The organism is Neisseria sp. HMSC070F02 (assembly GCF_001814225.1).
Classification (GTDB): Bacteria; Pseudomonadota; Gammaproteobacteria; order Burkholderiales; family Neisseriaceae; genus Neisseria; species Neisseria meningitidis.
The window spans coordinates 1-14,538 of the sequence record NZ_KV815415.1; the positions used below are offsets into that span (position 1 = coordinate 1).

A 14,538-nucleotide genomic window follows, 5' to 3' on the forward strand; every position below is an offset into this window, starting at 1 on the left:
ATTTCGTTAACAGACTATTTTTGCAAAGGTCTCCCACTGTAAAAACGGAGAAGGACAGAAGACGGCAGTAAGGTTTGCCGTCCTCTTTTTCAAGTTGCGGTGGAATGCCGCTTGAAGGTGTTTTCGGCTTGTAATCAGACGCGGGCGTTGTCCAGCCGCTCTCTGAAGTTTTCCAAATTTACGCCTGCCGCTTGGGCGCGGCGGATGATTTCGTCAACCGGCATACCTTCTGCCGCCCGGCGGAAGCCCCACAGGAGGGAGCAGCGCGTACCGGTCCGGCAATAGGCAAGGACGGGAGATTCGGCTTGTCCGATGAGTTGGCGGAAGGTTTCGACATCGTGTTTTTGGATGTCGCGTGCGGTAACGGGTTGGTGATGGAATCCAGTAACGCCTGCTTGTTCCAGCCACTGTTTGATTTGGGCGAAGTCGGGTTGCGATTCTTCTTCGCGGTCGGGGCGGTTGCAGATGACGGTTTTGATGCCCAGTTGCGCGATTTGTTCCGCATCGGCTTTGGTCAGTTGCGGAGAAATATAGAGGTGTTCGTCAAGTTTCAGAATGGCCATTTTGTTTCCTTTACTTTGCGGTTGTTTTTCAGACGGCATTTTGTGTGCAATGCCGTCTGAAAGTTTAACCGAACAACCAGTTGTCCAACAGGTTCCGGTCTGTGATATGTAGGATGGCAGTATCCGCTGCCGCTGCCTGAACCGTCAAGACGGTTTGACGCAATATGCCGGCACGGAAGAAGTGGATATTGATTTTTGCATTGACGTGGTATCGGGCCCATTGTGCGGTAAAGTCGGTGCAGGCATAACCGTCTAAAGCAATGATTTTGTCTTGCGGGCACAGTGCCGCAGATTCCGCGCTGCCGCTGTTGAAGACATGGGTCAGGACGATGTGGTCGGTGTTTTGTTTGAAACGTGCGCCAAAATCGCCTGCCGGCGGGACGGGGCAGATGTGTTCTGCGTATCCGCCGCCGTGTTGTCGGGGAAGTGGCAGGAAGGTCAGTCCCACGCCTGCGGTTGCCAGGCATTCGGCAAGCGGCAAATCTTCGGTACTGTATAACGCTTTTTGGAAAAAATCTTCCAAATCCAAGCCGGTAATTTCCTGACAGCGGATTTGCCAGTGTTTTTCCGGAATACCCGAGTGTGTGTCCCTCCACTCCCGATAGAGTTTGTCCATTAACGTATCGAGAGAATGTCTGCCGTTGCTTCGGTTGCGTATTATCAGATCAAGGCACAATGCGGCAAGCGCGCCTTTCTGGTAGTAGCTGACGATGGCGTTGGGGCTGTTTTCATCCGGTTTGTAAAATTTGTTCCACGCGGTAAAACTCGATTCCGCCAAGGTCTGCCTCAAACGGCCGCGGGTTTGTTGTACGCGCGTAATGCCTTGTGCCAGCAGGTTTAAATAAGATTCGGGCGAGATGGTGCGGCTGCGTGCCAAAAACAAATCGTCGTAATAGGATGTAATACCTTCGAATGCCCATAGTTGTTCGGTATAGTTTTCTTTGTCGAGGTCATAAGGGACGAACGCGGCAGGTTTGATGGATTTGACGTTCCACGCGTGAAAATATTCGTGGGAGAAAAGTCCGAGCAATGTGGTGTAGGTATCGTCGGCATCGGTCATACCGTACGGCGGAAGGCTGTGGCGGTCGGCGAGCAGGGCGGTGCTGTCGGTGTGTTCCAAACCGCCGTAAATATGGTCGCCGACGTGGAGCAGGAACAAATATTTTTGAAACGGGGCAGGGGAGGAAAACACCGCCAGTTCTGTTTCGCAGATTTTTTTGATATCCGAAACCAGCCTGTTGCGGTCGAAATCGGGATATATGCCGCTTAAGGCAATTGTGTGCGGAATGCCTGCCGCCTCAAAATCTAAAAATTCAATCAAGCCCATCTCGACAGGTCGGTCAATCAATTCGGCATAAGATGCCGCCTGAAAGACAAACCTCCCTGTTTCCGGCAGCGTTGTGGCAATACGCCATTCGGACGGAATACCCGTCAATTCCAAGCGGTGCGGCAGCGTTTCCGTTCCTTCGACTTTCAAAAACAGGCACGATCCGTCAAAAAAACCGCGTTCTGTCGTCAGGAAAGAACCTCGAACCGACAAATCGAATGCATATACGGTGTAGCGGATTTGCCACTCGCCGCGTACGGCGGCAGCGTGCCAGCGGTTTTTTGCAATTTGTTCGAGCGGCATGGACGTGCCGTTACAGGATGCATGGATAGAAGTGATGTGGCGGGAAAAATCCCGAATCAGATAGCTGCCCGGAACCCAGTTTGGCAGGCTTATTTCTATAGGAAGATCATCATCTTGTGTGAATGTCAGCAGGATGTGCCACTCGTGGTCGAGAGGGGACGGGGTTATTTTATAATGAATCATAACTATCAAATATATCGTTAAACGGGATGGATTAAATACCTTTAAAATGCAGCTTAACCTACATCAATAAAGTGCCACAAAAAGGGAAAATTGGAAACAAAAGCAATGGCGGTCGGGTTGTAATTTATTATAACAATATGATTTATATGTAATAAAAAACAGATTAAGCAAAGGGCTCGCCGGCGGCGCGAATGTAATTCCGCTTGGCGTAATAAGGCAGATATGTTAAATTTAGAAAAAATTACGCTTGCCCGGATTGCACCTTAAACAGGCTGCGGAAGCGGCAGGATAAAAATCTTTATTCCCATAAATTCATGGAGACTCTCATGGACACACAAACTTACAACTACAAAGTGGTGCGCCAGTTCGCCATCATGACTGTAGTTTGGGGGATTGTGGGTATGTTGGTCGGCGTTATCGTCGCCGCCCAGCTTTTTGCTCCTGCCCTCGACTTGTCTAATATCGGACCTTGGTTCCACTTCGGCCGCCTGCGTCCGCTGCACACCAATGCGGTTATTTTCGCATTTGGCGGTTGCGGCCTGATCGGCACATCATACTACGTTGTCCAACGTACTTGTAATACCCGTCTTTTCGGCGGTTGGCTGCCGGCATTTACCTTTTGGGGCTGGCAGGCGGTAATCGTTGCCGCCGTCGTCAGCTTCCCTATGGGTTGGACTCAAGGTAAGGAATATGCCGAACTGGAATGGCCGATCGATATTCTGATTACTTTGGTTTGGGTGGCTTACGCCATCGTATTCTTCGGTACGATTGCCAAACGTAAGATTAAACATATTTACGTTGCCAACTGGTTCTACGGCGGCTTTATTTTGGCGGTCGCACTTTTACACATCGTCAACAATATCAGCATCCCGGCAGGGTTGATGAAGTCATACCCCGTCTATTCCGGTGCGATTGATGCTATGGTTCAATGGTGGTACGGGCATAACGCCGTGGGCTTCTTCCTGACTGCCGGCTTCTTGGGTATGATGTACTATTTCGTACCCAAACAAGCAGCCCGCCCCGTTTACTCCTACCGCCTGTCCGTCGTTCACTTCTGGGCGTTGATTTTCACCTATATGTGGGCGGGTCCGCACCATCTTCACTACACTGCGCTGCCTGACTGGACGCAATCTTTGGGTATGGTTCTGTCTTTGATTCTGTTCGCACCCTCTTGGGGCGGTATGATTAACGGCATCATGACCTTGTCCGGCGCGTGGGACAAACTGCGTACAGACCCGATTCTTAAATTCCTGATTGTATCCTTGTCCTTCTACGGTATGTCTACCTTTGAAGGCCCGATGATGTCGATTAAAACGGTCAATGCATTGAGCCACTATACGGACTGGACCGTCGCGCACGTTCATGCGGGTGCGTTGGGCTGGGTAGGCTTTGTAACCATCGGTTCCGTCTATTACATGATTCCCCGTCTGTTCGGCAAAGAACAGATGCACAGCACCAAGCTGGTAGAAGCACATTTTTGGATTGCGACCATCGGCGTGGTTCTGTATATCGCTGCCATGTGGATTGCCGGTGTGATGCAGGGTTTGATGTGGAGTTCTTTGAACGATGACGGTACGCTGACCTACTCGTTTGTCGAATCCGTAAAACGCACCATGCCTTACTACGTGATCCGTTTTGCAGGTGGTTTATTGTATCTGAGTGGTATGTGCATTATGGCGTACAACGTGTACCGCACAGCCATCGGTGGTAAAGCAGTCGATGCCGAAATCCCTGCGGTTTCCCAAACACAGCACCACTAAAATACTAAGAAAGATAGGCTACCAAAATGAAATTACAACAATTGGCTGAAGAAAAAATCGGCGTTCTGATTGTGTTCACGCTGCTTGTAGTCAGTGTCGGTCTGTTGATTGAAGTTGTGCCCTTGGCCTTTACCAAGGCGGCAACACAGCCGGCACCGGGCGTGAAGCCTTACAATGCCTTGCAGGTTGCCGGACGCGATATTTACATCCGTGAGGGCTGTTACAACTGCCACTCTCAAATGATTCGTCCGTTCCGTGCGGAAACCGAGCGTTACGGTCATTACTCTGTTGCCGGAGAGTCGGTTTACGACCATCCTTTCCAATGGGGTTCCAAACGTACCGGTCCTGATTTGGCACGTGTAGGCGGCCGCTATTCCGACGAATGGCACCGTATCCACCTGCTGAATCCCCGTGATGTCGTGCCTGAGTCCAATATGCCGGCATTCCCATGGCTTGCACGCAATAAAGTCGATGTCGATGCAACCGTTGCCAACATGAAGGCTTTGCGTAAAGTAGGTACTCCTTACAGTGATGAGGAAATTGCGAAAGCGCCTGAGGCTTTGGCAAACAAATCCGAGCTGGATGCTGTAGTCGCCTATCTGCAAGGATTGGGTCTGGCTTTGAAAAACGTAAGGTAACATCATGGATATTAACGGTATTCGCGCTCTTTTCACGGTATGGATCTTTATCTGTTTCCTGTTGGTACTCTATATCGTCTTCAACAGGCGGAATAAGAAAAACTACGATAATGCCGCAAACAGCATTTTTGATGAAAACCAAGATGCGCAAGATAAGAAAAGCGAAAACCGTTAATATTGTGATAACGGAGCAAAACAATGAACACAACATCCCAATTTACCAGTAATTTCTGGAATATATATATTGCAGTTATTGTCTTACTGAGCTTTATCGCTTTGGCTTGGCTGCTGCTGTCTCAAAATGTTGTCAAACGTCCGAAGAAGGGCGAAGAAGTACAAACTACGGGTCATGAGTGGGACGGCATTGCCGAATACGACAATCCGCTGCCCCGCTGGTGGTTTTGGCTGTGTGTTTTGACGTGGCTGTTCGGTATCGGTTATTTGGTTATGTATCCGGGTGTCGGCGACTACAAAGGTCTGCTGAAATGGACCAGCCATAACCAATATGAAAAAGAGGTCAAAAAAGCCGATGAGCAATACGGCAAACTGTATGCCAAGTTTGCGGATATGCCGATTGAAAAAGTGGCAAAAGACCCTCAAGCCAAGCAAATCGCCCAAAACCTGTTTAACACTTATTGTATCCAGTGCCACGGCTCTGATGCTAAAGGCTCTAAAGGTTTTCCGAATCTGACCGATAGCGATTGGTTGTGGGGCGGTGATCCCGATAAAATCCACGAGACCATCGAAAAAGGCCGTGTTGCGACTATGCCTGCCTGGGGTCCTGCTTTGGGCGAAGAAGGCGTGAAAGACGTTGCCCATTATGTGATGTCCCTTTCAAAACCCGAAGGTCAGTATGATGAGGAACGTGCCGCGCGCGGACAAGCCTTGTTCAGCGGTCCGCCTGCCAACTGTTTCACTTGCCACGGCGATAAGGGACAAGGTATCCAAGGTTTGGGTCCGAACCTGACTGATGACGTGTGGTTGTGGGGCGGTACGCAAAAATCCATTATCGAAACCATTACCAACGGTCGCAGCAGCCAAATGCCCGCTTGGGGACATTTCTTGGATAAAGACAAACTGCATATTATGACTGCTTATGTATGGGGTCTTTCCGATAAAGACGGTAAAGCTCCGGTGAAAAAAGCCGAGCCTGCACCGACTCCCGCACCGGCGGCAGAACCCGCAGCCTCTGCTCCTGCAGAAGCAGCACAAGCCGCGTCCGAAGCCAAACCTGCCGCAGCAGAACCTAAAGCCGAGGAAAAAGCTGCACCTGCTGCCAAAGCGGACGGCAAATAGGTTTATGAAACCGTTTGTGCCGCCTGCCATGGCAATGCGATTCCGGGTATTCCCCATGTAGGCATCAAAGCCGATTGGGCCGACCGCATCAAAAAAGGCAAGGACACGTTGCACAAACACGCGATCGAAGGTTTCAATACGATGCCCGCAAAAGGCGGTCGCGGCGATTTGAGCGATGATGAGGTTAAAGCTGCGGTTGACTATATGGTCAACCAGTCAGGCGGCAAATTCTAACTTGACTGAGTTTCCGATATTATCGGTTATGAAAATCCAGATTCAGTATTGAATCTGGATTTTTTGTTTTAACGGGCATCCGGTTTTAAACGCAGACTGCCTATTTGTTGTAATGAATTTTGACTTTAGTCATAAAGAATTAGTCTTTATTGTTTATAATCGCGCATCATCACGATAGCCCTATTTTCAAAAGGACGATTAATGGATACACAAATCAAAACTGAAGCCGACAATCAGAGCAACCGGCGTTATCTGACCGTTTGGCGGTGGCATTTTTATGCCGGTCTGCTGGTTATGCCTTTTCTTACCCTGCTTGCCGTTACGGGTTTGGGTATGCTGCTGTTTGCCAATATTACCGGTAAGGAGGGCGAGCGGATTCATGTTGTGCCGCAGGCAACGGTACAACCTCTGTCTGTTCAGGCGGAAGCGGCACGCAGTGCCGTTAATCCGGAAACTTCGTCCGTCGTTCAGTATATTGCGCCGCGTGCCGATGATATGGTTGCCGTGTTCCGTGTCAACAATGAGGGCAAGGCAACGATGGTCGCGGTCGATCCTTATACGGCAAAAGTGGTCAACACCATGCCGCGCAATCAGGGTTGGTATCACACGATGGATGAAATCCACAGCGATATGATGCTCGGTTCGACAGGCGATTATCTTTTGGAAACGGCTGCATCGCTGACGATTATCATGATAATCAGCGGTTTGTACCTTTGGTGGGTGAAACGGCGCGGCATCAAGGCGATGCTGCTGCCGTCAAAAGGCAGGGCGCGTTCTTGGTGGCGGAATCTGCACGGCACGTTTGGAACTTGGGTGTCGTTGATTTTGCTGTTGTTCTGCCTGTCGGGTATTGCTTGGGCGGGTATTTGGGGCGGCAAGTTCGTACAGGCTTGGAGTCAGTTCCCTGCCGGTAAATGGGGTGTCGAACCGAACCCCGTTTCAGTCGTGCCGACCCACGGCGAGGTATTGAATGACGGCAAGGTTAAGGAAGTGCCGTGGGTTTTGGAGCTTACGCCTATGCCTGTTTCAGGGACGACTGTGGGCAAAGACGGCATTAACCCTGACGAGCCGATGACATTGGAAACCGTCGACCGCTTTGCGCGGGAAATCGGTTTCAAAGGGCGTTATCAGTTGAATTTGCCCAAAGGCGAGGACGGCGTATGGACTTTGTCGCAGGATTCTATGAGTTACGACATGATCAGCCCGTTTGCCGACCGCACGGTACATATCGACCAGTACAGCGGCAAAATCCTTGCCGACATCCGTTTTGACGATTACAACCCGTTCGGCAAATTTATGGCGGCAAGCATTGCGCTGCATATGGGGACTCTGGGCTGGTGGAGCGTGTTGGCGAACGTCTTGTTCTGCCTTGCCGTCATTTTTATCGGTATCAGCGGCTGCGTGATGTGGTGGAAACGCCGTCCGACCGGAGCGGTGGGCATCGTTCCGCCGGCGCAGAAAGTCAAGCTGCCGGTTTGGTGGATGATGGCATTGCCGCTATTGGCAATCGCACTGCTCTTCCCGACCGCACTGCTTGCCATTGCCGTGATTTGGCTGTTGGATACGCTGCTGTTGTCGCGGATTCCTGTTTTGAGGAGATGGTTTAAATGACCAAATGCCGTCTGAAAGGTTCAGACGGCATTTTGTTTGAAGGCGGACGGGGGAAAGGCTATATAATCCCGAATACTTTTCCGCAACTTTTGTCGAAATCATGTTTTATCTGTATCAATCCAACCGTCTTGAAACGCTGGCGGCATTGTTTGCCCGCATTCAAAAAGTCAAACCGCTGAAATCGGCTTTACAGCCCGAACAGATTATTGTGCAGAGTCAGGGGATGCGCCGCTATCTCAATACCTGCCTCGCCCGCGATTTGGGCGTGGCGGCGAATTTGTCGTTCAGCCTGCCCGCCGGCCTGACGTGGAAGCTGATGAAAAAACTGATTCCCGGTATTCCGGAACTCCGCCCGTTTGCACCCGAAGTCATGCGCTGGCGGCTGCTGGATTTGTTCCGCAGTGAAGCATTCCGGAATACGGCAGAATTTGAAGATGTGAGGAATGTGCTGCAAGACTATCTGGGCAGCGGCGAATCGGCAGATTACCAGCTTGCGGGACAGCTTGCGGACATATTCGACCAATACCTCGTGTACCGTCCTCAGTGGATAGACGCTTGGCAGCAGGGCAGGCGGCTCGGTTTGGGCGACGACGAAATCTGGCAGTCCAAACTGTGGCGTTACCTCGACGATGGCAGGCAGAGCGCGCCGCACCGTGTCGCGTTGTGGGAAAAGCTGCTTGCCGCGTTGGACAAGGATAAGCTGCCCGAGCGTTATTTCGTGTTCGGCATTTCCACGATGGCGCCGATGTATCTTCAGCTTTTGCACAAGCTGTCCGAACATTGCGATGTGTTCGTGTTCGCACTCAATCCGAGCGGGATGTATTGGGGCAACGTCATCGAAGCGGCGCAAATCCTCAAAGGCGGCGGCGATCCCGATTTAACTCAGGCAGGGCATCCGCTGCTCGCCTCATTGGGCAAGCAGGGGCGCGACTTTTTCGACTTTTTGAACGAAATGGAAATAGAAGGAGAAACGCCGGTATTTGAAGAAGGCGGGCGCGATACGCTTTTGCACGCCCTGCAAACCGATATTCAAAACCTGAAAATGCCGTCTGAAAATGTGGGAAGCGTCAACACGGGCGACGGCTCGATACGCATCGTCTCCGCACACAGCCCCTTGCGCGAATTGCAGATACTCAAAGACAAGCTGTTGAAAATTCTGCATGAACATCCCGATTGGCAGCCGCATGATATCGCCGTATTAACCCCGCACATCGAATCCTATACGCCTTTTATCGAAGCCGTGTTCGGACAGGCGCAGCCCGGTGCGCAGGCATTGCCGTATTCCGTTTCAGACGTGAAAATCAGCCGCCGACAACCGCTGTTTCATGCTTTGTCATGCCTGTTCGACTTGTTGGAAAGCCGATTTGAAGTCGATAAAGTGCTTGTGCTTTTAGAAACCGCACCCGTGTTGCGCCGTTTCGGACTGACTGAGGACGATTTGCCGCTTTTGCACGACATGGTTGCCGATTTGAACGTCCGCTGGGGTTTGGACGGAGAAATGCGCGGCGGCACGGATCAGCTGTTTACCTGGAAGCAGGCGGTAGAACGCATGATATTGGGCTGGATGCTGCCCGAAGGCGGCAATCCGATGTGGCAGGATGTCAGCGCGTGGTATGCCGACGTGAACCAAACCGCCCTGTTCGGACGTTTTGCCGCCCTCCTCGAAACCCTGTCGGATATTGTACGGATATGGCAGCAGCCCGCAACGATCGGCGAATGGGTGGCGCGTTGCCGGGATTTGCTTGAAACATTGTTCCAAGCTGAAGCCGATGACCAAAAGTCAGTCCAAAACCTTGAAAACGAATGGGTCAAATGGCAGGCGGAAACAGAATTGGCGCAATTTTCCGGACAGTTGCCGCAACAAACCGTCATCCGCCACATCCGCCGCTTTCTCGACAGCGAAAGCGAGGCAGGCTTTTTACGCGGCGGCATCACCTTTTGCAGTATGGTGCCGATGCGGAGCCTGCCCTTTAAAGTCATCTGTCTGTTGGGTTTGAACGACGGAGATTTTCCCCGCAATACCAAAGCCGCCGTATTCGACCTGATTGCCAAACATCCCGCCAAAGGCGACCGCGCCCGTCGCGATGACGACCGCTACCTGTTCCTTGAAGCTCTCATCAGCGCGCGTGAAATCCTGTATTTGTCCTACATCGGGCGCGATATCCGCAAAGACGAAGAGCTTGCCCCGTCTTCGCTGTTGGGCGAACTCATCGATACCGTTGCCGCCATGACCGGCACAAACAGCCGCCAACTTGCACAAAACCTGATAGAACAGCATCCGCTGCAAGCCTTCTCGCGCCGATATTTTCAAGAAGGCGGACGTTCAGACGGCATATTCGGCACGCGTACCGACTACGCCGCCGCGCTCGGACAAACGCCCGAACCGCCGCAACCCTTTTTCGACCAACCCGTAGAAAACGCCGAACCTGTTGCCGAAATCGGACAGGACGAATTTATCCGTTTCTGGCGCAACCCCGTCAAAGTATGGCTTCAGCAGCAGCTTGCGTGGAGCGAACCCCATATCGGCGAAGCCTGGGAGCCTGCCGAACCCTTCGAGCCGCAACACGCCGATCAAATCGCCGAAACCTACATCGAAGCACGGCGCGAAGGACGGGATTTTGCCCAAACCGCCGCCCGCATCGGGGCGGAAAGCCTCCTGCCGTCGGGAGAGTTGGGCAGACTTTGGCAGCAGAACTTCCAAACTGCTGCCAAACAAATCGACACGGCGGTTTTAAACAGCCCCAAACTGCCACCGCTTTCATATGCCATACCGTCGGACGGGCAAATCCTGAAAGGCAGCTTGGGCAATCTGTACCGCTGCGGACAAGTGTTTTACGCCTACGGCAAACCCAACGCGCCGCAACGTATCGCTTTTCTGCTGGAACACCTGATATTTTGCGCCGTTATGCCGTCTGAAGCCGAAACGCGGCAAACCTTTATCGTCCAATCCGGAGAAACCGAAATATTGGCGGAAATCGCGCAAGACAGGGCATTGCAGCTATTGTCGGAATGGATGGCGTTTTTCAATATCGGGCAAAACCGCCCGCTGCCGTTTTTTGCCAAGACCTCGCTTGCCGCTGCCGAAGCGTTTGCCCAAAAACAAGATTGGGAAGCCGCCCTGAAAAAAGCCCAAACCGCCTATTACGGCAACAAAGTCAGCAAAGGGCAGAAAGACTATACCGAAGTCGCCCTCGTGTTCGGCAACGCAAGCCAAAACCCACTCGAACAACCCCTGTTTGAAAACCTCGCCCGCCTGCTTGCCGACACGCTTGCCGCAGCGGAAAAAAGGGAAGGGGCCGGAGCAGCCTGACGGGATGGAAAGGCAAATGCCGTCTGAAAACAGCAAAAAGGTTTTCAGACGGCATTTTGTTTATCGTGTTTAAGGTGCGGGATAGAATGTGGGCGCGCCGGGACCGACGGGCAGGCCCAAAACAAATACCCAAATGCAGAATAAGGCAATCCACGCAATCAAGAAGAAAGCGGAATACGGCAACATCATAGAAATCAGCGTACCCACGCCCGCATCTTTTTTGTATTTGATCACCGTCGCCATAATCAGCCCGAAATAACTCATCATCGGCGTAATAATATTGGTAACGGAATCACCGATGCGGTAAGCGGCTTGAATGACTTCGGGCGCGTAGCCGGCCAACATCAGCATAGGGACGAAAATCGGCGCAGTTACCGCCCATTGCGCGGAGGCGGAGCCTATCATCAGATTGATAAAAGCACAAATTAAAATAAAACCGATAAACAACACGCTGCCGCCCAAGCCGACTTCTTTTAAGAACGTCGCCCCTTTAACGGCAATATATTGCCCAATATTCGTCCAATTAAAAAATGCGACAAACTGTGCGGCAAAAAAGATGATGACCAAATAAAGCCCCAGAGTACTCATCGATTCGGCCATCGCATTAACGACTTCCTGTTCGCCGCGCAAACTTCGGGTTACCCGGCCATAAACAATGCCCGGCAGTGCAAACAACAAGAAAATAAAAACAACAATTGATTTTAAAAACGGCGAACCGGAAACCAATCCTGTTTCAGGATGACGCAAAATACCGTCGGCAGGGACGATGCTCCAAGCCAATAGGGCGGATAAGGCAACAAACACCACGCCAGCCCAAATTAATCCTTTATATTCCAAAGGCGTGATTTCATTGGAATGTCGAATGTCTTTTTCTTCTTGTGACAAATCTGATTGATAAGGGCCCAATTGCGGTTCGACGATTTTTTCAGTAACAAAATAACCAATCAAAGCAATCACAAACGTACTGGCTACCATAAAAAACCAGTTGGCTTCAGGGCCTACGACGTAGTCGGGATGGATGATTTGCGCCGCCTGTTGGGTGATGCCTGCCAAGAGCGGATCGATTGTGCCTAAGAACAGATTGGCCGAATAACCGCCCGAAACGCCGGCGAAAGCCGCAGCCAAACCGGCAAGCGGATGGCGGCCGAGCGAATGAAAGATGACGGCGGACAAAGGGATTAGGACGACATAGCCCAATTCAGAAGCGGTATTAGATAAAATCCCTGTAAAAACAACCATAAAAGTAGTGAGTTTGCGTGGAGATTTTGTGAGCAATAAGCGCATTAATGCGGAAATCAAGCCCGATTTTTCCGCAATCCCCACGCCCAATAAAGAAACCAACACCGTTCCCAACGGCGCGAAACCGGTGAAATTTTTAACGGTATGCGTCAGGATTTTGATCAAACCGTCGGCATTGAGCAGGCTGACAACGTAAATCAAACCGTCATCGGCACGTCCTTTCGCACCAACAGGGCGCGGATCGGGGACGGATAGTCCGAAATACGCACCGACGGCAGAGGCAATCAGCAATAACACAATGAAAATAATAAAAAGCGTAACCGGATGCGGCAACATATTGCCCAGCCATTCGACTGTGCGTAAAAATCGCCCGTCCCGTTGCGTATCGGTTTGACTCATCTGCTTCTCCTTAAAAAAAATATATTGAGTGCATTAAATTTTTGAATGTAACATGAAGTGTTTTGTAAGCAAACTAAAATAATCGTATATGTATATAACCGTAATAGATTAAAACAGAAAATGCCCACATCGTTATTCTCATAAAGGCGGTAATCCGAAAACTTGACGTTAAAGCCTTATCAGGAATGACTGGAACTCAAAAAAACGGATTCCCGCCTGCGCGGGAATGACGGGATTTTCGGTTTTTGTTTGCAAGAATGCCGGAGAAGAATGCAGTTTACATTTTGAATGGTATTGTTATTAATTGTAAATAAATATTGGAAGGTAAATGATATGAAAAATGAAATTCAAAAAATTATGGACAAATATGATCCCTGGCATGAAGATGATTTTGAGTCGTATGAAGACATTGCCAGAGATGTATCGCTGATGACAGATAAAACGTTCATTGAACATTATTTGTTAGAAGTTTATTCAGAAGAAAACGGACATTTTGACCAAGAGAATGTCCATGCAATGATAGAAGAAATTAAAAATGCAATTTAGTGAATATGAGACCTTTGCAAAAATAGTCTGTTAACGAAATTTGACGCATAAAAATGCGCCAAAAAATTTTCAATTGCCTAAAACCTTCCTAATATTGAGCAAAAAGTAGGAAAAATCAGAAAAGTTTTGCATTTTGAAAATGAGATTGAGCATAAAATTTTAGTAACCTATGTTATTGCAAAGGTCTCAATATGTATTTTTAGAAGAAGGCTTTGTGTCATTTTGATGCCGTCTGAAAGGGTTTGTTCGTTTCAGACGGCATTGTTACCAAGGCTTGATTATTTCCGGCGCAGGTCGGGATGGTTTTCCAAGTTGTCCATCATTATCCCGATGATGCGCGGGGCGGTTTTGCCCAAATCGAAACGTTCGCAGGAAGAGAACCACCGCCAAATCAGCCCGCCCAAGGTTGATTTGATGAAGATAACTGCCGTTTCCTTGTCCAAATCGTCAGCCAAATCCTGATTTTCCACCGCTTCGGTCAAAACGGCGGTAATTTTCTCGCGCCAGATTGCCTGATGCTTGCGGGCAATGGCGATAACGGCGGCGTTTTGCTCCGTGTGTTCGCATTTTAAAAACAGGATGTTGTGGAATTTGTAGTAGATGTCGTTGCTTTGCAGCCGCTCGAAAAAGTGCAGCAGCGTGTGGCGGAATACCGCCCAAGACCCTCCTTCGGCATCTTCGGTATCTTGCGCGATGCAGTTTTCGATGTCGTCGCAGATACGTTGGAACAGCGCGTCGAACAAGTCTTCCTTATTTTTGAAATGCCAATAGAGCGCGCCGCGCGTTACGCCGGCGGCTTGGGCGATTTCGTTGAGCGAGGTGCGCGCAATCCCTTTGCGGTAAAAGGTTTCCAAGGCGGCAAGCATCAGGTGTTCTTTGGTTTTCAAGGCTTCGGTTTTGGTTTTTCTCATAATGGCGTTTTCGTTTCGGGTCGGTTTGATGAGGGCGGATTATAAAAAAGACTTTGTAACCATGCAATCGTGTATGTATAATGAAACCCATGAAATTGAGACTACATCTCAACTTTGAAAACAGGCATAACCTGCTTTGCAACCCGTTCGAACATTCGGGTATCAAAGCAGGCGGTTTTTATATCCTGAAATATAGTGGATTAACAAAAATCAGGACA

General features: G+C 50.2%; 10 protein-coding genes and 1 pseudogene. 7 read left to right on the forward strand and 4 right to left on the reverse strand.

The annotated features are described in order from the left end of the window. Positions 1-134: 134 nt before the first annotated feature. The gene (locus tag HMPREF2959_RS04925) at positions 135-563 is read right to left on the reverse strand and encodes a TIGR01244 family sulfur transferase (protein ID WP_002216615.1); all 429 of its coding nucleotides are present in this window, start codon (positions 561-563) and stop codon (positions 135-137) included. 64 nt (positions 564-627) lie between these two features. Then, the gene (locus HMPREF2959_RS04930; protein WP_002216617.1) at positions 628-2,376 is read right to left on the reverse strand and encodes a M61 family metallopeptidase; all 1,749 of its coding nucleotides are present in this window, start codon (positions 2,374-2,376) and stop codon (positions 628-630) included. A gap of 326 nt (positions 2,377-2,702) precedes the next feature. Here HMPREF2959_RS04930 and ccoN point away from each other — a divergent pair, with 326 nt between their 5' ends. The 6 genes and pseudogenes from ccoN (at position 2,703) to recC (ending at position 11,225) form a co-directional block, all read left to right on the forward strand. Next, the gene (gene ccoN, locus HMPREF2959_RS04935) at positions 2,703-4,136 is read left to right on the forward strand and encodes a cytochrome-c oxidase, cbb3-type subunit I (protein ID WP_002216619.1); all 1,434 of its coding nucleotides are present in this window, start codon (positions 2,703-2,705) and stop codon (positions 4,134-4,136) included. 26 nt (positions 4,137-4,162) lie between these two features. Beyond that, positions 4,163-4,774 (forward strand): cytochrome-c oxidase, cbb3-type subunit II, encoded by a 612-nt coding sequence (gene ccoO, locus HMPREF2959_RS04940; RefSeq protein WP_002212596.1) that lies wholly within the window; start codon positions 4,163-4,165, stop codon positions 4,772-4,774. Between the two features lie 4 nt (positions 4,775-4,778). Further along, positions 4,779-4,949, forward strand: coding sequence for a CcoQ/FixQ family Cbb3-type cytochrome c oxidase assembly chaperone (locus HMPREF2959_RS04945; protein ID WP_002212597.1), 171 nt, complete (start codon positions 4,779-4,781; stop codon positions 4,947-4,949). A 23-nt stretch (positions 4,950-4,972) separates the two neighbouring features. Next, a pseudogene (gene ccoP / locus HMPREF2959_RS04950) lies at positions 4,973-6,304 on the forward strand (cytochrome-c oxidase, cbb3-type subunit III). Positions 6,305-6,505: 201 nt separating this feature from the next. Then, entirely contained in the window at positions 6,506-7,915 is a 1,410-nt protein-coding gene (locus HMPREF2959_RS04955; protein WP_002220420.1) for a PepSY-associated TM helix domain-containing protein, read from the forward strand. Between the two features lie 100 nt (positions 7,916-8,015). After that, on the forward strand, positions 8,016-11,225 hold the full coding sequence (recC, locus tag HMPREF2959_RS04960; RefSeq protein WP_070696444.1) for an exodeoxyribonuclease V subunit gamma: 3,210 nt from the start codon (positions 8,016-8,018) through the stop codon (positions 11,223-11,225). 69 nt (positions 11,226-11,294) lie between these two features. Here the strand turns inward: recC and mtrF are convergent, their stop codons facing one another. Continuing rightward, positions 11,295-12,863 (reverse strand): AbgT family antimetabolite efflux transporter MtrF, encoded by a 1,569-nt coding sequence (gene mtrF, locus HMPREF2959_RS04965; protein ID WP_070696447.1) that lies wholly within the window; start codon positions 12,861-12,863, stop codon positions 11,295-11,297. A 333-nt stretch (positions 12,864-13,196) separates the two neighbouring features. Here mtrF and HMPREF2959_RS04970 point away from each other — a divergent pair, with 333 nt between their 5' ends. Next, positions 13,197-13,409, forward strand: a complete 213-nt coding sequence (locus tag HMPREF2959_RS04970) for a hypothetical protein (protein WP_002241898.1) — start codon at positions 13,197-13,199, stop codon at positions 13,407-13,409. A gap of 278 nt (positions 13,410-13,687) precedes the next feature. Here HMPREF2959_RS04970 and mtrR read toward each other — a convergent pair whose 3' ends face one another. Next, positions 13,688-14,320, reverse strand: a complete 633-nt coding sequence (mtrR, locus tag HMPREF2959_RS04975; protein ID WP_070696450.1) for a multidrug efflux system transcriptional repressor MtrR — start codon at positions 14,318-14,320, stop codon at positions 13,688-13,690. Between the last annotated feature and the right edge of the window lie 218 nt (positions 14,321-14,538).